18 protein-coding genes and 3 pseudogenes are annotated in these 19,266 nt (G+C 56.5%); 10 read left to right on the plus strand and 11 right to left on the minus strand.

All coding sequences use genetic code 11. The features are described 5' to 3' along the window. Positions 1 to 28: 28 nt before the first annotated feature. The 4 genes and pseudogenes from DM872_RS02630 (at position 29) to DM872_RS02645 (ending at position 3,897) form a co-directional block, all read left to right on the plus strand. Complete coding sequence (locus DM872_RS02630) at positions 29 to 1,216, plus strand: acetyl-CoA C-acyltransferase family protein (protein WP_179057980.1); 1,188 nt, start codon at positions 29 to 31, stop codon at positions 1,214 to 1,216. Between the two features lie 33 nt (positions 1,217 to 1,249). Beyond that, positions 1,250 to 2,098, plus strand: a complete 849-nt coding sequence (locus tag DM872_RS02635) for a 3-hydroxybutyryl-CoA dehydrogenase (protein WP_179057981.1) — start codon at positions 1,250 to 1,252, stop codon at positions 2,096 to 2,098. A 66-nt stretch (positions 2,099 to 2,164) separates the two neighbouring features. After that, positions 2,165 to 3,172, plus strand: a pseudogene (locus DM872_RS02640) (IS5 family transposase). Between the two features lie 62 nt (positions 3,173 to 3,234). Further along, positions 3,235 to 3,897, plus strand: coding sequence for a TetR/AcrR family transcriptional regulator (locus DM872_RS02645; protein ID WP_179057982.1), 663 nt, complete (start codon positions 3,235 to 3,237; stop codon positions 3,895 to 3,897). Between the two features lie 391 nt (positions 3,898 to 4,288). On the opposite strand, the pseudogene DM872_RS30390 reads toward DM872_RS02645, so the two are convergent. The 6 genes and pseudogenes from DM872_RS30390 to camD all read right to left on the minus strand — a co-directional run. Next, positions 4,289 to 4,432 (minus strand): annotated as a pseudogene (locus DM872_RS30390) (IS110 family transposase); the annotation flags it as partial. A gap of 33 nt (positions 4,433 to 4,465) precedes the next feature. Continuing rightward, positions 4,466 to 4,634 (minus strand): annotated as a pseudogene (locus tag DM872_RS30395) (IS5/IS1182 family transposase); the annotation flags it as partial. Between the two features lie 85 nt (positions 4,635 to 4,719). Continuing rightward, complete coding sequence (locus tag DM872_RS02655; RefSeq protein ID WP_179057984.1) at positions 4,720 to 5,043, minus strand: 2Fe-2S iron-sulfur cluster-binding protein; 324 nt, start codon at positions 5,041 to 5,043, stop codon at positions 4,720 to 4,722. Between the two features lie 53 nt (positions 5,044 to 5,096). Beyond that, complete coding sequence (locus DM872_RS02660) at positions 5,097 to 6,365, minus strand: NAD(P)/FAD-dependent oxidoreductase (RefSeq protein WP_179057985.1); 1,269 nt, start codon at positions 6,363 to 6,365, stop codon at positions 5,097 to 5,099. Positions 6,366 to 6,383: 18 nt separating this feature from the next. After that, positions 6,384 to 7,631: a cytochrome P450 gene (locus DM872_RS02665; RefSeq protein ID WP_179057986.1), complete on the minus strand. Its 1,248-nt coding sequence runs from the start codon at positions 7,629 to 7,631 to the stop codon at positions 6,384 to 6,386. A gap of 27 nt (positions 7,632 to 7,658) precedes the next feature. After that, a complete protein-coding gene (gene camD / locus DM872_RS02670; protein WP_179057987.1) occupies positions 7,659 to 8,744 on the minus strand; it encodes a 5-exo-hydroxycamphor dehydrogenase in 1,086 nt (361 codons plus the stop codon). Between the two features lie 266 nt (positions 8,745 to 9,010). Between camD and DM872_RS02675 the strand changes: the two genes are divergently transcribed. Beyond that, complete coding sequence (locus DM872_RS02675) at positions 9,011 to 9,637, plus strand: TetR/AcrR family transcriptional regulator (protein ID WP_179057988.1); 627 nt, start codon at positions 9,011 to 9,013, stop codon at positions 9,635 to 9,637. A gap of 986 nt (positions 9,638 to 10,623) precedes the next feature. Here DM872_RS02675 and DM872_RS02680 read toward each other — a convergent pair. The 4 genes from DM872_RS02680 to DM872_RS02695 all read right to left on the minus strand — a co-directional run bounded on the left by DM872_RS02680 (position 10,624) and on the right by DM872_RS02695 (position 13,437). Beyond that, positions 10,624 to 10,938 (minus strand): transposase, encoded by a 315-nt coding sequence (locus DM872_RS02680; protein ID WP_179057989.1) that lies wholly within the window; start codon positions 10,936 to 10,938, stop codon positions 10,624 to 10,626. A gap of 215 nt (positions 10,939 to 11,153) precedes the next feature. Next, the gene (locus DM872_RS02685) at positions 11,154 to 11,990 is read right to left on the minus strand and encodes an alpha/beta fold hydrolase (protein WP_179057990.1); all 837 of its coding nucleotides are present in this window, start codon (positions 11,988 to 11,990) and stop codon (positions 11,154 to 11,156) included. 220 nt (positions 11,991 to 12,210) lie between these two features. After that, positions 12,211 to 12,957 carry an SDR family NAD(P)-dependent oxidoreductase gene (locus DM872_RS02690; protein WP_179057991.1) on the minus strand — a complete coding sequence of 249 codons (747 nt, stop codon included), beginning with the start codon at positions 12,955 to 12,957 and terminating at the stop codon, positions 12,211 to 12,213. Between the two features lie 63 nt (positions 12,958 to 13,020). Next, positions 13,021 to 13,437: a nuclear transport factor 2 family protein gene (locus DM872_RS02695; RefSeq protein ID WP_179057992.1), complete on the minus strand. Its 417-nt coding sequence runs from the start codon at positions 13,435 to 13,437 to the stop codon at positions 13,021 to 13,023. 253 nt (positions 13,438 to 13,690) lie between these two features. Here DM872_RS02695 and DM872_RS02700 point away from each other — a divergent pair, with 253 nt between their 5' ends. Next, positions 13,691 to 14,212: a nuclear transport factor 2 family protein gene (locus DM872_RS02700; RefSeq protein ID WP_179057993.1), complete on the plus strand. Its 522-nt coding sequence runs from the start codon at positions 13,691 to 13,693 to the stop codon at positions 14,210 to 14,212. 11 nt (positions 14,213 to 14,223) lie between these two features. On the opposite strand, the gene DM872_RS02705 is transcribed toward DM872_RS02700, so the two are convergent. Next, complete coding sequence (locus DM872_RS02705) at positions 14,224 to 15,222, minus strand: NADPH:quinone oxidoreductase family protein (RefSeq protein ID WP_179057994.1); 999 nt, start codon at positions 15,220 to 15,222, stop codon at positions 14,224 to 14,226. A 201-nt stretch (positions 15,223 to 15,423) separates the two neighbouring features. On the opposite strand from DM872_RS02705, the gene DM872_RS02710 reads away from it, so the two are divergent. The 4 genes from DM872_RS02710 to DM872_RS02725 form a co-directional block, all read left to right on the plus strand. Further along, a complete protein-coding gene (locus DM872_RS02710) occupies positions 15,424 to 16,002 on the plus strand; it encodes a nuclear transport factor 2 family protein (protein ID WP_218648998.1) in 579 nt (192 codons plus the stop codon). A 40-nt stretch (positions 16,003 to 16,042) separates the two neighbouring features. Beyond that, entirely contained in the window at positions 16,043 to 17,146 is a 1,104-nt protein-coding gene (gene ribBA, locus DM872_RS02715; protein WP_179057995.1) for a bifunctional 3,4-dihydroxy-2-butanone-4-phosphate synthase/GTP cyclohydrolase II, read from the plus strand. Between the two features lie 124 nt (positions 17,147 to 17,270). Beyond that, positions 17,271 to 17,873 (plus strand): GTP cyclohydrolase II, encoded by a 603-nt coding sequence (gene ribA / locus DM872_RS02720; RefSeq protein ID WP_179057996.1) that lies wholly within the window; start codon positions 17,271 to 17,273, stop codon positions 17,871 to 17,873. A gap of 247 nt (positions 17,874 to 18,120) precedes the next feature. Continuing rightward, positions 18,121 to 19,266, plus strand: a 1,146-nt coding sequence (locus tag DM872_RS02725; protein ID WP_179057997.1) for an LLM class flavin-dependent oxidoreductase, incomplete at its 3' end; no start/stop codon positions are given.

The following is a 19,266-nucleotide window of genomic DNA, read 5'->3' on the forward strand; positions in this document are numbered from 1 at the left end:
ACCAATTTACTGATTAGGATGGCTACACATGACACAGCGTCAGGTATTTGTGGTGGGGGCTGCACGCACCGCAATTGGCAGTTTTGGTGGTTCCCTGAAGGATCTTCCGCTTTCCACTCTGGCTACCGTAGCGGTACAGGCGGCAATTGAGCGTGCCGGCATCGAGCCGGGACAGGTCGGGCACGTGGTCATGGGGAATGTGATTCCCACCGAGCCCAGGGATGCCTACCTGAGTCGAGTCGCTGCCATCGATGCCGGTGTGCCGCAGGAAACTCCCGCGTTTAACGTCAATCGTCTGTGCGGCTCCGGTCTGCAGGCCATCGTATCCGCCGCGCAGTCGATTCTGCTAGGCGACACGGATATTGCTATCGGTGCTGGAGCGGAAAGTATGAGCCGCGGCCCTTTCATGATCGGCAATCTGCGCTGGGGCGCGCGGCTCGGCAATGCTGAAGCCATCGACTATATGAACGGCATTCTGCATGACCCCTGGAAGCGCATTCACATGGGGGGCACCGCCGAGAATGTGGCTGCCCGTTATGGCATTGACCGTACTTCGCAGGATGAACTCGCGGTTGAAAGTCAGCGCCGCGCTGCCCGTGCAATTTCCAAGGGCTATTTCGACGAGCAGATTGTGCCGGTCGAACTCAAGACTCGCAAAGGCACCAGTTACTTCAGCCGCGACGAAAATGTCCGCGCCGACGTGACAATCGAGCAACTCTCAGCAATGAAGCCGATTTTTGTCAAAGAAAATGGCACGGTTACCGCCGGAAATGCCTCCAGTCTGAACGACGGTGCCGCAGCATTAGTACTCATGGAGGGCAAGGCAGCAGAGACGTTGGGCCTGACTCCCCTAGCCCGCCTAGTTGGCTACGCCCATGCCGGCGTCGATCCAGATTACATGGGGATAGGCCCGGTGCCGGCGGTTCGTCAGGTGCTTGAGAAAACCGGCATCAAGCTCGACCAGATTAGTGTGATTGAGGCTAACGAAGCCTTTGCCGCCCAGGCCTGTGCGGTAATCAAGGAGTTGGGGTTGAATCCAGAGATCGTGAACCCCAATGGTTCGGGTATCTCTCTCGGGCACCCGGTCGGTGCTACCGGTGGAATCATTTCCATCAAGGCCATTTATGAGCTGCAACGTACCGGTGGGCGTTATGCCCTGGTCACCATGTGTATCGGCGGCGGGCAGGGTATTGCCGCCATATTTGAGCGTGTGTAATAGACAGCATTTTTTAGAGGTTGGACGACAGCTATGCAGATCAACAAGGTTGGTGTTGTCGGAGCCGGTACCATGGGTAACGGTATTGCTCAGGTTTGTGCCATTGCGGGACTGAGTGTGGTCATGCTGGACATTGATCAGCGGTCACTGGAGCGAGGTCTCCATACTGTGTCTGGTAGCCTTGAGCGACTGGTGCGCAAGGAAAAGCTGTCGCCGACCGATTGCGAATCTGCCCTGCAGCGTATCAAGAGCACTACCGATTACGCCGATCTCGCTGATGTGGATCTGGTGATTGAAGCTGCCTCCGAGGTGGAGAAAGTCAAGCTGGCCATCATCCAGACCCTGGACAAAACGGTACGTAAAGACGCGATTATTGCCAGCAATACGTCATCCATGTCCATCACCAAACTGGCGGCGGCAAGTAGCGTGCCGAACCGCTTCATAGGCATGCACTTTTTCAACCCAGTGCCGGTTATGCTGCTGGTCGAATTGATTCGTGGGCTGCAGACCGATGATGCCACCCACCAGGCAGCCGAGAAGTTTGTAGAAAATATCAGGAAGACTGCCATCTCGGTAAAGAACAGCGCGGGCTTTGCCGTGAATCGGATTCTGGTACCGATGATCAATGAGGCGGTATTCGTTTTGCAGGAAGGGATCGCCAGTGCTAGCGCGATCGATGAGGGCATGCGCCTGGGCTGCAACCATGTCATCGGGCCGCTGGCGCTGGCAGACCTGATTGGCCTGGATACCCTGCTGTCGGTGATGGAAGTGTTTTACAGCAGCTTCAATGACTCCAAATACCGTCCTGCACCGCTATTGCGTGAGATGGTCGAAGCCGGCTACTTGGGGCGCAAGAGCGGCCAAGGCTTTTACAGTTATTGAGGTTATTCAAGCAAGCTGTGAAGAGGACTTCTCATTACTGGTGAAATATGCCAACCCAGTTGCCCGATGAAGCTGATGACCTTCGCCGGCGCCGAGTACTCCGGCAAGCGTAACCAGATTGCAAGGAGTTGTTCCTGATCGAGTTAGATCAGGTGGTGCTGTGGAAGGGCTTGGAGGCCCTGATCGAGCCGCATGACCCGAAGGGGGGGGAGGGCCGTACGGTCTATCCGTTGGTGGCGTTGCTGCGTGTGCATCTCATGCACAACTGGTTTGGCTACAAGGATCCGGCGATGGAGATCTCCTTGTGCAAGACTACCCTCCTGCGCTAGTTCGCCGGCCTGAGCCTGGAGGGTATCCCCAATGAAACTAACATCCTCACTTCCGGCGTCTCCTGGAGATGCATGAGTCGGCGATTGGGATTCTGGCCGTGATTAACGGCTGCCTGTGGGGATCTTGGCCTGTCCCTGCCCCAGGGCAGTATCGTCGATGCCTCACTGATCCATGCTCTGAACTCGACCAAGAACCAAGGCTGCAAGTGTGACCCGGAAATGTATCAGGCCAAGAAGGGAAACTATTCTACTTCGAGCTAATGCCCACGTTGGCTCCCACGAAGAGTCGGGATTGGTACACCGCGTGGTGGACACTGCGGCCGTTATCGTGGATATCACCCAGGGCGGAAAACTGCTGCACGGCGAGGCAAGCGTGGCGTGCGCTGACGTCGGTTATGCCGGAGTCGAAAAACGTTCTGAATAAGAAAGTCGCCAGGTCATCGGGCAGATCACGGCTCGGCGCAGTTCCTACTAGAACTTTGGCAATCGCAGTGCTTTTACAAGGATCTCGGCAAGATCGAGCAAGCCAATGCGCAGGTACGGGCGAAAATGGAGCATCCTTTTCGGGTGATCAAGCGGTAGTTTGGCTACACCAAGGTTCACTTCCGGGCTCGGCCAAAAAATGCGGCGCAGCTGGTCACCTTGTTCGCCCTATCAGAACCTATGGATGGCCCGCCGAGAATTGCTGGTAGGGGCAGCCAGGTGGCAGCATCTATTTCTTTACGCATACGTTGATAATCGTTAGCATTGTTTGAAAAGTGATCAACAATTGGATCACTAAATTTGACTTAAGGAAGAACCTACAGTATGGCCAATTCCTCACCTCCGAGTAGCAATATATCCCGGCGTCGTAAGTCTGCTTTGAATGACGGGGGAGCCAAGTACAAGGCCAAGAGAGATGAGTTGATCCGCCTTGCAGCCGAGCTTTTCAAGGAGCATGGTTATCAGACAACGACCCTTAACGACATCGCCAATTATGCTGGAATGGATCGGGCCAGCGTCTATTATTACGTCGGAAACAAGGAAGAATTTCTCCGCGATGCAGTCAAGGGGGGAGTTGAGCAGAATGCCAAGAATATCGAAAAGTTGCTCAGCCGTGAGGATCTAGGCACCGGGGAAAAGCTCAGGCAACTAGTACAATTGCTGATGCAGTCATACAGTGATAGCTATCCTTACATGTACGTCTATATTCAGGAGGAGATGCACAAGATTGCCGACGCCAAAACCCCTTGGGCGCAGGAAATGCTTGAAAAAACCAAGGGCTTCGAGCATGCGGTGCTGGTTCTGATAAAGCAGGGCGTGGCTGAGGGCAACTTCCGAGATGATATCCCCGCTAGCCTAGCAGCCAACACTATCTTCGGAATGTTGAACTGGACATATCGCTGGTACACCCCCAGGAGTAAGTTTTCAGCCAAGGAGGTGGCAGATGCATTTTGCAATATATTCTTTACTGGAATGCAGAAAAACTGACCTGACATCAGCTTCAAAAATCGGGCTCTAGAAATAGTTCGGTTATGATGCCGGGAAGCTCTTCAGTGCATGATTTGCCGTTGTCAGTATCCCGATCTACTGTTCTGTGTTTGTGGCGGTTAGGGAAGGTATTTCATGGACATCTTCCGGAGCGCAATCGGTCAACATGCTGTCGGCAGGTGGGAGCAGTCTTTATCCGGCCTGCTATGTAGGCCGAGAAGCCCTGCCGATCTTGATGGAATCCGCTGACGAGGTCCTTATCTGAAGTGCGAACTGCAGGCAGTACCCTTGGCTCATACTCCCAACCAGGATTCCGCGCCACGACTGCCATCATCTGTTTACCGCCAGCGTTCCCTGTGAGGACTGGTGCTGTGATGAGTTGGGTTGGTCTACTGGGCGATGCGCTGATTAGTTCGGACCGGTAGGGCGATCCTGTGGCTAGTATCGTCCACACGGTTCGGGCCAGCTTGTTAGCCAGCACTGCGACCACCACGTTGTAGGGTCGCTTGGCCGTTAAACGCTCAATCCATGCGGATATTGGCCTTTGGCGATGATTGAGCGCGATGGGGGTATGGCCAACTTCGTGGCAGGGGAAATTTCTTCGCTCTTGAAGTAGCCCCGGTCGGTGACCACCGGCAGCACTTCCATGCCCATGGCCTCCTGGGCTTGCTTGGCCATCGCACTCATTTGATTGTGGTCAATGCCGGTGTTGCGACTTCGTGTGTCACGATCAGATGAGTGCGGAGAACCGCGCGAGCTGGATGGCCTGCCGGACAGAAGTCGGTCCGGCAGACTTAGGTCGCTGTCTGTCAATACCGCGAATTACCATTGTGTGTCTGGAATATTCACTACAATACCGTCTAGTTCAGAGGTCATGAAGATCTGGCAGCAGAGCCTGCTGTTCGGCTTTACTTCCGCCGCCGCGCAATCCAACATTCCACTTTCGCGGTCGGTGGGAGCCGGTACTTTGTCCATGAAAGTGTTGTCGACATACACATGGCATGTTGCGCAGCTGGCACTTCCGCCGCAATCACCGACAATATCATAGATGCCATTTGAGACTGCCGCGTGCATAAGGCTAACTCCGTCGGCGACGTCCAGCTCGCGACGCGTTCCATCATGCGACACATACACTACCTTAGACATTTGTATATCCTCATATTTAATTGGGCAAAGGCGGCGATTAATTGATGGTGCCTTTAGATACTATTTAAACCGGCTTTGGCTGCCGCGATTATTTCTTTCAACGGCACACTTTCGTCATCCAGTAGGCTTGGTTCAACAGGCAGTCGGTCCGTTATGATTTGTTTTGCTAGGTTGAACTCAACCGGGCGGTTCACAGTGTCGACCGCCAGGACTCGGTCGCCCAGCAGGTAGAAAACTGTGAAGTCGGGCTGTTCCAAAGAGCCACGGACAATGATCCGATCGTATCCTTCAGATAGCCCGACCATTTTCAGTCCGACTTCATACTGGTCGGACCAGAACCAAGGAGCAGCTTCGCTGCGTGGTGGCTTACCGCAGACGATAGCGGCAACTTTCCGCGCTTGCTCCAATGCATTCGGCACCGACTCGATACGTACCCAGCGGCCATAGATCCGGCTGTGAAACCGGGCGCAGTCGCCGATCGCCATGATCGCAGGATCAGAGGTCTGCATCTGCTCGTTGACCACGATACCGTTATCTACCAGCAGTCCGGCCGCACTGGCCAGTTCACAGTTCGGGATCAAACCAATCCCGGCAACTACCATATCTGCGGGCAGTCGCGTGCCGTCCTTACACAGTACGGCAGTCACTTTCTGCTGATCGGCTGACATCTCGAATCCACACACTTGCATGCCGGTTCGTATGTCAACGCCAGCATCACGGTGCAGGCGTTCGTAAAAGGCTGATACCGGTGGAGCAGTAACTCGCGCGAGAACACGGTCTGTCGTGTCGAGCAGCGTGACCTGCATGTTCGCTTTGACGGCGGTTGCAGCCACTTCAAGTCCGACATAGCCGCCGCCAATCACCACCAGTCGATTGCCTCGAGTCAACTGTTGGCGGATACACTCGGCATCCTCAAGTGTGCGTAGATATCGTAAGTTAGCCGCCTTGCCGACAGCGCCACTGGCTACCGGTAGCAGCCTCGGACGTCCGCCGGTCGCCAACACCAACAAGTCGTAGGGCAGTACCTGGCCATCCGACAGGCTGACGTGCCGTAGGTCGCGGTTTATTGCCGTTACCTGAGTGCTGCTGAGCAATTGGATGTTCTGCGCCGCGTAGGTATTCGGGGCTCTCAGGTACAGGCTTTCCGGTGTAGCTGTGCCAGCTAGATAGGCTTTGGACAAAGGCGGGAGATGATGGGGAACAGCTGCTGCTTCCCCCACTAGCCAGATATTGCCTTCCCAGCCGTTGGCGCGCAGCCCAAAAGCAACCTCAACCCCTGCGTGGCCGGCACCGACGATGACCAGATTTTTGTTTGCGTTCACTGCACGCACCCCACGCTTTTAAACTGCATTAGTGGTCGCCGGATCCCAGACGAGCGGGAGTGCATGCACGCCGCTGACAATGCCACTCTGGTGGCGTACTTGGGCGTCCGGGGCAATGGAGAAGTCAGGGATCCTTGCGAGCCATTCCCGGAGGGTGGTGACGATTTCGCGGCGGGCTAGATGCTGGCCAAGGCACAGATGACTGCCGTGACCAAAGGTCGTATGCGATACCTTCTGGCGGCTGAAGTCGACGTGCATCGGGCAGGCGTTTTCACGCTCATCCAGGCCCGACAGCAGTTGCGGCAGGAGGATCTGATCGCCCTTCTTCAGCAGTACACCATGGAACTCGAGGTCGGATTTGAGAATGCGGCCATCAGCAACCAGCGAAAAGCGGCGGAGTAGTTCCTCGGTGGCAGCCGGAATGCGCTCTGGATGCTCGATCAGCTCTTTGCGGTGCTCTGGACTTTTGGCCAGAAACTCCATGCTGAAGCTGAGGAAGTTGACGACGGTATCCAAGCCACCAACCAGCAGCAGACCACACATTCTCTTCGCTTCGTCGCTGGTGATTGGGCGCCCGTTGACTTGGCCATTGGCGATTACGCTTATCGCGTCGGTACCAGGCTTCAGTTTGCGCTCCGCAATGATTGGCATCAGATACTCATAGAGCCCGTCTCTGGCCTCCACAAAAGTCATGCTGCCATCCGGGCGGGTCATTTGATCCGAGAGGTATTTCAGATGCGGAATGTCTTCGTCTGGCAGCCCCGCGAGCCGCATGAAGATTCGAATCGGGAACGGCTCAGCAAAATCTTCAGTAAAGTTGCAGTGACCTTGAAGGCGGATGTCGTCGATCAGTGAGCAGGCCAGCTCCCTGATATGGTCCTCTAATTTATCCACTGCAGGCATGCCTACGACTCCGCTGGCTAGGGCGCGAAAATGGCGCTGCTCCGGCGGATCCATTGAAGTGGGAATGAAGTCATAAGCCTCGCCAGCTTCGCGGGGAATGAACGGGCACTCGCTGGAAAAATGTGCATGGTCTTCGAAGGCTTCGCGTATCAATTTTCCCCGGGTGGCAATCCAGTGCCCGCCATTGCATCGAGTCCATATCAGATCGGGTACATTGGGGCCCTGCAGTGTCGCCCAGGCTTTTTGCACACCTTCCGAAATGTTAGGCGGGTTGTACATGTCGAAGTCAAAAACCAAGTGCTCAGGTACGTGGGGCGGCAGGGGCGCAAGATTGGCAATGCTCTGTTTGGCTTCAGTACTCATTTTTGTTCTCCTGAAATAATGGGGCGGTTAGAGCGTTGGATCGATCACGGGCTTGATCAGTGCACCTGTCTTGACCAGCTCAAGCGCCTTGTTGGCATCATTGATGGAAAAACGCTGCGTGATTAGGTCGGCCAGCGGGAAACGGTCCTGCAGTCGCGCCGCAAGCTGCATGGCCTGGTAGTAATGCTTGGGTTTGGGGAAGGTCGCTCCGGCAATCGTCATGTTCCTGATGGTCAGATCGCGGGGAGCGATGGGCTGAGTGCCAATCGCGCCCCACAGGCCGAGAATGACGTAGCGGCCGTGGTTGCCGGTCAGGTTCACGCCTTCAGGGAAGGCCGGTAAGGCGCCGGCGGCTTCCACTACCAGGCTGGCGCCTCGCTTGCCGAACCGTTCGGCGACGATGCGTAGCCGGTCTTCTGGGGTGGTGTCCTTGAGCGAGATGGTCTCAGTCGCGCCTAAGCTGCGTGCCATTTCCAGGCGAACTGGGGAATGGTCGATGGCAATGATTTCCTTCGCACCAGATGCCGCAGCAACCAACACAGCAGCGAGTCCGACCGGTCCGGCACCCTGAACAACTACAGTATCGTCCAGGCCCACGGGGCCGCAGCGGTCATAGCCGCGCAGCACGGTTGGTAAGGCGCAGCCGAGTGCGGCCAATGCTTCCGGTTGGGCGTGATCGGGCAGACGATAGAAGGCCATGCCGCTGGGTAGGCAGGCAAAGTCTGCATAACTACCCCAGTTGGGCTTGTCCGCATGCTCAAAAAAGGTTGAGTTGTCGCAGGGGGTTTCATCCAGAACGGTGCAGGTATGGCAGCGATGGCACAGAGCGATTGGGGCCCAATACACCATGTCACCCTGCTTAACCGGGACTCCTGCATAGTCCGTGGTGACGCCGGCCCCGAGTTTTTCGATGCGCCCCACACCCTCGTGGCCGAGAATGATCGGGAAGGGCATGGTGCCCGCCTCTCCGGAAACGATGTGCACATCGCTGCCGCACACGCCACCAAGGACGACGCGTACTAGGGCTCCGCCTGGTGCAGGATCAAAAACCGGGACGTTCCAGGTCTCGACCTGATTTTGTTCGACCATCACGGCTGCTCTTGCATATTGCATTCTTACACCTCGTTTTTGTTGTGCTTTGGGGCTGGGCCAGCGAAGCCTTCCCGCTGTGCTCAATTGGTCAGGTTGAGCTGTATATCGGTGATATACTGAATATATGGACGATTGCGTTGATGGTCAACATGCGCGGTGAAAAATATTCAACACGCGTGTTGAGTGGCGGTTTTGACTTGTGAGTCATGCTGGTATTGTGCGGACCGGCTTCCCGCCGGGGCGTTTAGTAGCCGTGTGGCTTGGGTCGCCCTGAATCGAACACGGCAGTGAGGACTTACATTGAAAGCAGCCCAGCCTCTGGAAAAAAAAAAGGTCGTATCGACCCCAGCAATGGCGATATCAAGCAGGACTTGCTGCGTGCAGCCGTGCACCTGTTAAGTACCAAGGGACGCGAGGGTGCAACCATGCGGGCGATCTGCGCGGAGGTAGGCGTAACGCCGCCAACGTTGTATCACCACTACGGTGATCTACATGGACTGCACAAGGCTGCGATTGACGTGACCTACCTGCAGGTTGCCAAGGCCTATCACGACGGTATCGACGAGAAGGGGCCGCTCAAGGGGATACGCGATGGATGGGCAACGTTCCTGCAGTTTGCCTACTCAGAGCCGAATATGTGTCGCATTGTGATCCAGCAGATCATGGCGGGAGAGCCTCCGAGCCTGGTCGCTGATACCCTGCGAGGTGTCGCTGACGACCTATCCCATTTCCATACGCAGGGGCAGTTGAAGTATTCACCCAGGGATACGGCGCAGCTGCTGTGGATGGGCGCATTGGGCGCACTGACCTACGCGGTCAGCCTGGAAGGGGCTGGGGGGGCGCAAGATTTGGCCTTGCAGAAGGCCAAGCTCGATATCACTCTGGCGGCACTCTTCAATATCGAAGATGAATAGGTAGGCCTATTCCCGACATGTGGTGTGTCCAGGAGCTAGTGGACAGGTAGTTGAGAGCTAATGCTCGCAGAGCGCCGCTCAAACTCCATCAGACTGAGATAGCCCCGCGTCGAGTGGCGGCGACGGTGATTGTGTCGTAGAGCAGATCGGGCTTTGCCTCCTGGTAGCTGGCATAGCGCATCAAGTATTCCCCTCGACTTTCAGCGAGCGGAAGAAACGCGCTCCCACCGAGTGTCCGGGCAGTTCCCCGAATGTGAATGGCTGGCACGATTTGATGTCGTCTAGGCAAAGCCAAGTAGTCGTAGGCGCAGTATTGGCTGCCGCTGCCGAATGCAGCAGCACCTCCGCCCGTCCCTGGCGTCGTGCAAGGGCTATCTCCAGCGCAGTGCGTACGGGGCTGATGCATACGGTGAAGCATCGCCCAATCGACGACTACACGCGAATACAGATCGAGCACCAACGCCAGATATAGCCTCCTTGGGCTGTCCGCTCGTAGGTCATGTTCGAGATCCAATGCCGGTTGGCGCGATCCGAAGCGAACTGGCGTCCAAGTGATTCGGGGCAATCGGCGGGTAGTGGCGACCGCGGGCTAGAATCTCGTAGCCCGGAATCCAATACACGCTGGCCAACTCGATCGCCACTGTGGTGTCCCCGAGCTGGGCCAACTAGGTACACATCAGCAGTGAAGGCTTGATAGTTTGTACCGATACTTCGGTGAGTTCAGTGGGGTTTCCGACCACATGAAACCGCGAGCCAAGATCAGTACCGGTTGCGCAATCATGAATGACCGCCAGGTAGCGCGTTGATATGAGCTATATCACGTGCCCCGGCCACACCGAAAATTCCGGAGGGGGCTCGGATCAGATCTCCTTCCTAAGCGGGATCACGAAACGCTCCACCACTCGCGGGTCTGCAGCTTCCTCTGGGACAAGTATTTTGATGGGGACTCAGCCTCCCAGAAAGCAGACGACCGCGGTCCTGCGGAGTCACCGTAGTGGGCGTGCTACTAATCCAATGGGCCACGGACTGCCGGGAAGGTGGTTTTTTAACACTTCGCGCACCATGGTGGCCTGGGCCAATTGCTGGTGCAGGCGGAGAAGTTCAGCGCGCTCAACACGATGCTTGCCGTTGCCAAGGAAGGCATCGCCACCTTGCTGTTCGTAGTGGCTCTTCCATTTGTCTAGCAGGCTTTCAGCAATACCCAATGCCTGGGGTACATGACGATGCGACATCTCGCAAAGTACGTGGTCTATCGCCTCGCGTTTGAAGGAGTTGGGAAAACGTCGTCTGATCTGGGGCATGAGCATGCCGTGTGGTGGGCATTACTCACCTTAACTCAGTGCCCACTTAGCCCGGGATGATTCAGTCTGCGAGTTTCCCTAACTACCTATGCGAAGCGTCAATAGCCGCTGCGAAAGGCATAAGCATAGCTTCCTTGTCTTCTGCCGTTTGGCCGTAAAAATCAACGTGATTACACATGGCTGCGCCTACCTTCAACATCAAGTACGGATAGTCCCTAAGCCTCCACCGAGCTGTTCAGGAAGTCGAACAAGGCATCGTTGAACGCGTCGTTGCTGTCGCCGGCGACCATATGTTCGGCTCCGGCCACATTAGCCAGCCGTGCGTGCGGAATCAGCGCAAGAAGCTGATTTACCCCCTTTTCACTGACCAGCCGGCTGGCGCCGCCACGGATAAGAAGCGTAGGTATGTCCACCCTTGATGCAGCAGCTTCTAGACGCTCGGGGCGCCGGGAGCGTTGGTTGTTTGGGGCGGTGAATGCTGGATCGTAGTGCCAGCGGTAGCGGCCGTCGGCGCCCAGGCGCAGGTTACGCTGGAGTCCTCCAAAGTCGGTCGGCCGCTGCCGATGGGGAAGGTAGGCTGCAACCGCATCGGCTGCTTCTTGCAGGCTAGTGAAGCCATTCGGAGCGGCCTGCATGAACCGGAGGATTTCCGCTGCTCCTTCGGCCTCGATCCGCGGCACCACGTCCACCAGCACCAGGCCATGGGCAGGCTGACGGGCCTCGCCGATGGCGAGTAGGGAAGTCAGCCCACCAAGCGAGGCTCCGACCAGCACCGGTGGTCGGCGCAGGGTCTCCATAACCTCGTGCAAGTCAGCAACGAAGACATCCAGGCTGTAGTCCTGGTCGTGCGACCAGCCACTGTCACCATGGCCGCGCAAGTCCAACGACACGGTGTGAAAGCCGCGATCGACCATGCGCTGCGCCGTGTTTTTCCACGAGTGACGAGTCTGTCCGCCGCCGTGCAGTAGCACGATGGGTTGACGATCGGGGTCGCCGCCGACATCGGCCGCCAGGCTGATGCCCGCGGCGCCCTTGAATAGCATCTTGCGCATTTTTCGTCTCAACGCTTGTAATCAACCGAAGGTCGGGCAGCTCACTGACGGAGGTGGCGTGGGCAATCAGCTGGCCACCCATCGACCTAGTCACGTGGCTACGACCCTTCGCCGCGCTCGAGTCGGTACCCCGCGAGGGGCTGTTGACGTCTCGAGCTTGGCAAAGAAAATCTCAGCACGGCTGCTGTGAAAGTATCTTCGTTCAGCAATAACGGGCGACTTACTGAGCCAGCATCCCCGCGTCAATCAGGTGTTCACTGCCTGTGATGTAGGAGGACTCGTCCGATGCAAGGAACAGCACCAGGTTGGAGACCTCTTGGGCGGCGGCGATACGGCCCAACGGAATCATGCTCAGTGCATCTCCACCGTTCTCATCGGTTGCCTCCACCATCATCGGCGTCTGAATGAAGCCAGGGTGTACCGAGTTAACGCGGATGTTTTTCGGGCCGTATTCAATTGCTGTCGCTTTGGTCATGCCACGTACCGCGAACTTGCTGGCCACATAGGCCAGGTTTGGGAAGCCATAGTTTGCGGCCATGCCGGCAATCGACGAAATGTTCACAATCGAACCGATGCCTGCCTTGAGCATGGACGGCAGAACGGCCCGCATACCCAGAAACACCGAGAGCTGGTTGACGCTGCAAACCTTCAGGTAATCCGCTTCGCCGAGGGCCAGGGTGTTGGCTACCGGGCCGAGTATGCCGGCATTGTTGACCAGCACAGTGGGGGGGCCAAACGCGGATTCGGCCTCGGCCATCACCTCTGCCCAGGAGTTGACGCAGGTGACGTCGTGCTTCAAGAACAACGCGTTACTGCCAAGCTCCTTAGCCAGTGCCTGGCCGGCTTGTTCTGACAGATCGGTCAACACCACCTTGGCACCTTCCGCAACGAAGCATCTGGCATGGGACTCGCCCATGCCCCTAGCGGCCCCGGTAATCAACGCCACTTTGCCTGCTAGTCGACTCACGATGTTGCCCTCTTGTTGTTATGTGTTGGGCAGGGCGGCCGCGCCCCGCCAAGCTGGTGTGATCTACTCGGCGATGAAGGTTTCGTACATGTGCAGAGTGTCACTGTATTCCCGGATATTGGTGATGCGCTTACCATCCACCTCGAAAAGGAAGTGATAGGTGTTCTTGAACACCCGTCCGTTTTTCAGCTCCGAGCAAGACTCTGCCTCCACTGCGACACGCTTGCCTTCGGCAGTCATGCTGCCGGAGGTGATCGGCAAAGCGCCATGCTTGTAAACGTTGACGACGCCAGCCAGCAGTTCTCCCATCTGAAGTTTGCTGTAGCTGCCAGAAATGCCGGGTACGTTGCCGGATATCCACCAAATACAGTCATCGTCCAGGCAGCTGACGATTCCGGCCACATCACCGGTGGAGAAAACACTCAAGAAATGGCGCACCACTTCCTTGTTGCGTTCAAGTGGGTTGTTGGCTGTGTTCACCCTGGACTCCTGTGACTTAGATTGTCGGATCCGAACGTTGTCAGCGCGTCTCGCGAAGCCCGGCTTATCCCATCATCTGTTCCATGGCCATCAGTAGCATTCTTGCTTCCTTAAAGTCAACAAATGTGTTGATATTTGATCGGTAAATGAATCACTGTATGACCTACCGGAACGTGTCCGTTGAATCCAGTTCGAGTCGACTTAACCCCTGGCTCATGGCCAGGATCGCGATAACAACATCAAGGGCAGAGTAATGACCAAAGACATGCAGGTTCTGCTGGACAAGCAGGCGATCTATGAAGTGCTGATCCGTTATTGCCGCGGTGCGGATCGCTGCGACGAGGAGTTGATCCGTTCTGTCTACCATGACGACGCCTACGATGATCATGGTTACTGGCGGGGGACTGGCAGTGACTTTGCTCGTTTTTTACCCGCACGCCTAACCTCCGCTAACGTGGCGACTACACACTCGATCACCAATGTACTGATTGAGGTTGATGGAGACACGGCTCGATCGGAGTCGCAGGTCATGGCGACTCTTGTGCGAATCGGTAGTCCACGGATGGCCGATGTAATGGGGGCCCGTTATCTGGACCGTCTCTCCCGGCGCAATGGCGAATGGAAGATTGATGAGCGCACGGTGGTGTTGGATTGGCACAAGGTTGAAGCCTGGGTCGAAGCGGAGGCACCGATTCCTCTCGATGGATTTACGCGCGGTGATCGCTTCCCGGTTGATCCGGTATACAGGCTTATGGCGACAGAGCCCCCTCGCTGAGTGGGGTGGATCTAGTTACTTGGTTCGGTGGTCGGCGTGATGACCAGTTTGCCAATCAGATTGCGGGACAGCGCCATTTTGAGGGCATCCGGTGTCCTTTCTAGCGGATAGGTCCGCGAAATAAGCGGCCTCAGACTTCCCGCTCTGTAAAGCTCCGACAGGTGCCTGAAGCTGGCGTGGTGTTGCGCCGGATCGAGTTGTACGGCGGGCCACCAGAAGATGCCGGCGACCTGAATGTTCTTCAGCAGCAGTAGGTTGGCCGGTATCTGCGGAATCTGTCCGCTGGCGAAGCCGACAATCAATAGCCTGCCACCGTGGCTCATGCAGCGTGACATGCTATTGAAGGCTTCGCCGCCCACCGTATCCATGCACATATCCGCCCCTCGGCCGTCGGTCAGCTCTAGTACCCGCTTCTTCAGGTCTTCGTTGCTGTAATCGATTAGGTGGTCGGCGCCGTGTGCCTTCGCAGCTTCCAGCTTGTGTGTGGAGCTGGCAACAGCAATGACTGTTGCACCGAGCGCCTTGGCAATTTCAATACTGGCAAGGCCCACGCCGCCCGCGGCGCCGAGCACAACGAGAGTCTCATTTGCCTGAATCCGGCCGCGGCGAACCAGAGCGTAGTAACTGGTGCCGTATGCGGAATAAAAGCCTGATGCGGTTACACAATCCATGCCCTCCGGCACCTTGACCACCAGTTCGGCACGGGCCACGGCCTCTTCGGCGAATCCGCCGTAGCCATCTCGGGTCAGAGCCATGACGCGGTCACCAGGGTGTAATGCATTGACATTGGCGCCGACCTCAATTACCTCGCCTGCGATCTCAAAGCCTGGGGCAAAGGGCATCGGCGGTTTGGCTTGATACTTTCCCTGGATGATCAGATTGTCTGGGAAATTGACTGCTGCCCCATAGACCCTGATGCGAATGTCGTCAGTTCCGATGGCCGGGCTGTCCATTTCGCCTTGAGTCAGCGCCTCTGCAGGGCCGTATTCGCTGCAAATAATTGCCCGCATCTGAGTACTCCTGGTGTTGATCGTGGGCGCCGAATCTGGGCCGGCAAGACTGTTCAGTCAACTGTAATGTTGATTTGGTTGCCGCGGATCTGCAACCAGAGATTGGAAATGATTTGTCCCGATGACGCTTGCTGGGGGGGCCGCGGAAGGTTACCCGGAAATCGAGTCGGGGAGGGTCGATGATAGAGCAAATCAACTGTTGTGTTGACTAATTTCGACAAAGGCCGCACGATGGTTCAAAACAAGAAAGAGGGTATTCATATGTCAGATATCGAACGCAGGCTTAAAGCGCTGGAAGACCGCGCCGAGCTGCAGGATTTGGCCGTCCGCTACTTCGTTGCCACAGACGATGATGACTTCGCTACCTTGGAGGCGCTCTTTGCGCCTGGAGCAGAATTCCATGCCGGTGGGTTCGCCGGCGGTACTGATCGGGCCGCGATCATGGTTTTCCTGCGAAGTGCCAGAGCGAACATGGGCATCACCATCCACACGCCTCACTATAGCTTGATCACTTTCACCGGTGATGACACCGCAACGGGAGTGGTTGGCGCGCATCTCGAAATTGCCATGGCTGGCCAAAGCCTGTTTGGGGCCGTGCGCTATTACGACAAATACCAACGTCTGCACGGCAAATGGCATTTTTCGAAAAGGGAAATGCTGGCAGTACATATGGGGCCTTGGGAGCAGGTCGCGACCTCACTCACCGCAGACTTGCGGGTCCGGTGGCCGGGTGGCAAGCCGCAGGCTGCCGATCTGCCGGCGCGCCGGGAAAACCTGTAGCTAAGGGGAATCCCATCAAACGGCCATTAAGGGTGCAGCTATGCAGTTAGACAAGATTGAAGACATTATCGAAGACATCCGCCTCGGTAAAATGGTCGTATTGATTGACGATGAGGATCGCGAAAACGAGGGCGACCTCGTCATGGCCGCTCAGCATGTGAAGGCTGAGCACATCAACTTCATGGCTCGCTTTGCTCGCGGCCTGATTTGCATGCCAATGAGCAAGTCCCAGGCCGAGCGCTTGGGGCTGAGGCTGATGGTCGAACACAACGGGTCAGGTTTCGGCACCAAGTTCACCGCCTCGATTGAGGCGGCAAAGGGGGTGAGTACCGGGATCTCCGCCGCAGATCGGGCTTTGACGGTACAGGCCGCAGCGGCACACTCTGCCAGGGCGGAGGACATTGTCCAACCGGGGCATATTTTCCCACTGATCGCCGAGCCGGGTGGTGTGTTGGTTCGAGCTGGGCATACAGAAGCTTCCTGCGATCTCGCCAGACTGGCCGGTCTTAATGAAACCGGGGTGATCTGTGAAGTGATGAACGAAGACGGCTCAATGGCGCGCCTGCCTGAATTGATCGAATTTGCCAAGGAGCATGGGCTCAGGATCGGCACCATTGCCGACCTAATCCATTATCGGGCTGTCAATGAAGCGACCATTGAGCGGCTGTATAAACAGTCAGTGATGACCGATCATGGTCAATTCATGATGCATGCCTATCGCGACTGTATTAACGGAGATATCCACCTGGCTCTGACCCAGGGCGAACTGGATGGCTCGGCTACGCTAGTTCGCGTGCAGCAGTCGGTTTGCCTCCGTGATTTGCTCGGCATTCAGATTCCTGGCAGTAGTGGCTGGAATATCCAGCGCTGCCTTGCGCGAATTTCGGCGGAGAAAAAGGGCGTGTTGGTACTTCTTGCAGGCGCAGAATCTTCCTCAGACATGAAGCACAAGATAGATGCCCTGAGCAGCATGTCCAAAGTGCCTAGAGCATCGGCAGATGGTGATCCTCTGATGATTGGTGTTGGGTCGCAGATACTCCGTGATCTCGGCTTAGGGGATATGCGGCTTATGGCGTCGCCGGCAAAGTATCACGGGATCTCTGGGTTCAACTTGCAGGTCTCGGAGTACGTCGTCTACCGCTGATTCTTCGCGTATGTTCTGGGTGCCCGGACACAAACAATTAACATTTAACCCGAGTTGGTGTACGTGTGTCGTGCTGTGCAAGAAGTTGTGCGTTGGTCATGTCTGAACAGATCGAGAGCAGGATATGAGTTTGAAATATGCGGTATCCACGCATCTGCCAACGCCCTTTGCGACCTTTGATATTCATGGGTTTGAAGACCTCGAGACCGGCAAGGAGCATGTTGCCCTTACACTGGGCGATGTCCGTTCAGGTGAGCCTGTCCTGTGCCGGGTGCACTCCGAGTGTCTGACCGGGGATGCACTGTTCAGTCAGCGCTGCGATTGTGGATCGCAGTTAAATATCGCGCTGAAACTGATTGCCGAGGAAGGGCGAGGCATTTTGCTCTATCTGCGCCAAGAGGGGCGAGGCATTGGTTTGATCAACAAGCTCCGGGCCTACGAACTCCAGGATCAGGGGGCAGACACTGTCGAGGCTAATGAGCAACTGGGATTCGGAGCGGACATGCGCAATTATCTGATTGGTGCACAGATGCTCGGTCATTTTGGCATTGAGTTTGTGCGCCTGATGACGAACAACCCGCGGAAGGTGGAGGCCCTGAGGCGTGACGGCATCAGCATTGTTGAGAGGGTCAAGTTGCAGTCAGTACTGACGCCCTGCAATGCACATTACCTGCAAACCAAGGCAACCAAGTTGGGGCATATGCTCTCCCATCTCAAATTGATGTGATCTCGCATCCTATTTTCAACGGTTGACCCATGCGCGCCTGCGGCTCACGCCGACTGGAAGTGGGCGCCATGCCGCTTCGGATCCGCCGCGTCGGCACGAGAGTTTTTGATTTAAATCAATGAGTTATTGATTCATGGCTGGCGGTTCAGCTTGCCGCTCATTGCTCCGTCCAGCGTATCAACATATGTGTTGACAAATGGGTCGGAGCTGATTAGTTTTGATAACACAACGAACAGGAGGGGACGCAATGAAGTTTCATTTGATGCAAACAGGTGTAATCGGTCGTCGTTATGAGCTGGAAGCGGGTATGGCTGGGCAGCGTCCTGAGTTGTATCAGCGCTTTCTATCCGAAGTGCGTGATTACGTTCGTCTGGCGGATGAGCTTGGTTATGCAGGCTATTGCCAGCCTGAGCACCACCTGCAGATCGAAGGTTTTGAGATCAACAACCATCCCGGCATGTTCAGTCTCTATGTGGGCCTGCATTCCAAGCGGATGAAGGCCGGCATCATGGGGTACACCCTGCCGACCCATAACCCGGTGCGTATCGCCGAAGAAATCGCCACCCTTGACCACATGCTCCAAGGGCGCCTGATGGTTGGTTTCACCCGTGGCTACCATGCGCGCTGGGTCGACTCCTATGCTGCGCGTCCGGGTGTCAGCGCCACTACGCCGGACAACGCCAAGGCCCGCGACGAGCAAGATGCGCTGAACCGCGAAGTCTTCGAGGAGTCGCTGCAGGTCATCAAGAAGGCCTGGGCCAATGACGTGTTTAGCCACAAGGGCAAACACTGGGAGTTCCCGCCAAATGGCGGCTCTGCCGGTCACCCGGCCTATGCCAGCATGGGCAAGGGCATGGATGCAGATGGCATCGTGCGCCAGATCGGCATTGCGCCGAAGTGCTACCAGAGTCCCCACCCGAAAATTTACGGCGGCTTTGCCGGCAGCATGCGCACCGTCGACATGTGGGCCCGGGAAGGCGGCAAGCCAATCGTGCTGGCTTCCGACCTGGACTTTTGCGATGCCCTGTGGACCCGCTATGCCGATACCGCACGCCAGCACGAGCGGGAGGTTGCCCGTGAGGATGTTGCTGCCTGGGGCGGTTTCCTGATGCTGACCGATGACAAGGACAAGGCCAAGCAGTTGATGGCCGAGCATAAGTGGTTCTGGGACAAGTGGTTCATTCCGTTCGGCCAGAAAATGCCGAACGTGCTGATCGGCTCGGCTGACGAGATCGCCGATCAGATCGGCCGCGCCCACGACCGCCTGGGCTTCAACGAGCTGTTCCTGATGTTCGGTCAGGGTCACCTGGACCCGGAGCAGAACAACGAGGAACTGGAAAAGTTTGCCAGCCTGGTGGCTCCTCGCTTCGCGACCAAGGATGCCGAAGGCACG

Origin of the sequence: Pseudomonas taiwanensis, from assembly GCF_013393345.1 — a bacterium.
GTDB classification, from domain to species: Bacteria; Pseudomonadota; Gammaproteobacteria; order Pseudomonadales; family Pseudomonadaceae; genus Metapseudomonas; species Metapseudomonas resinovorans_C.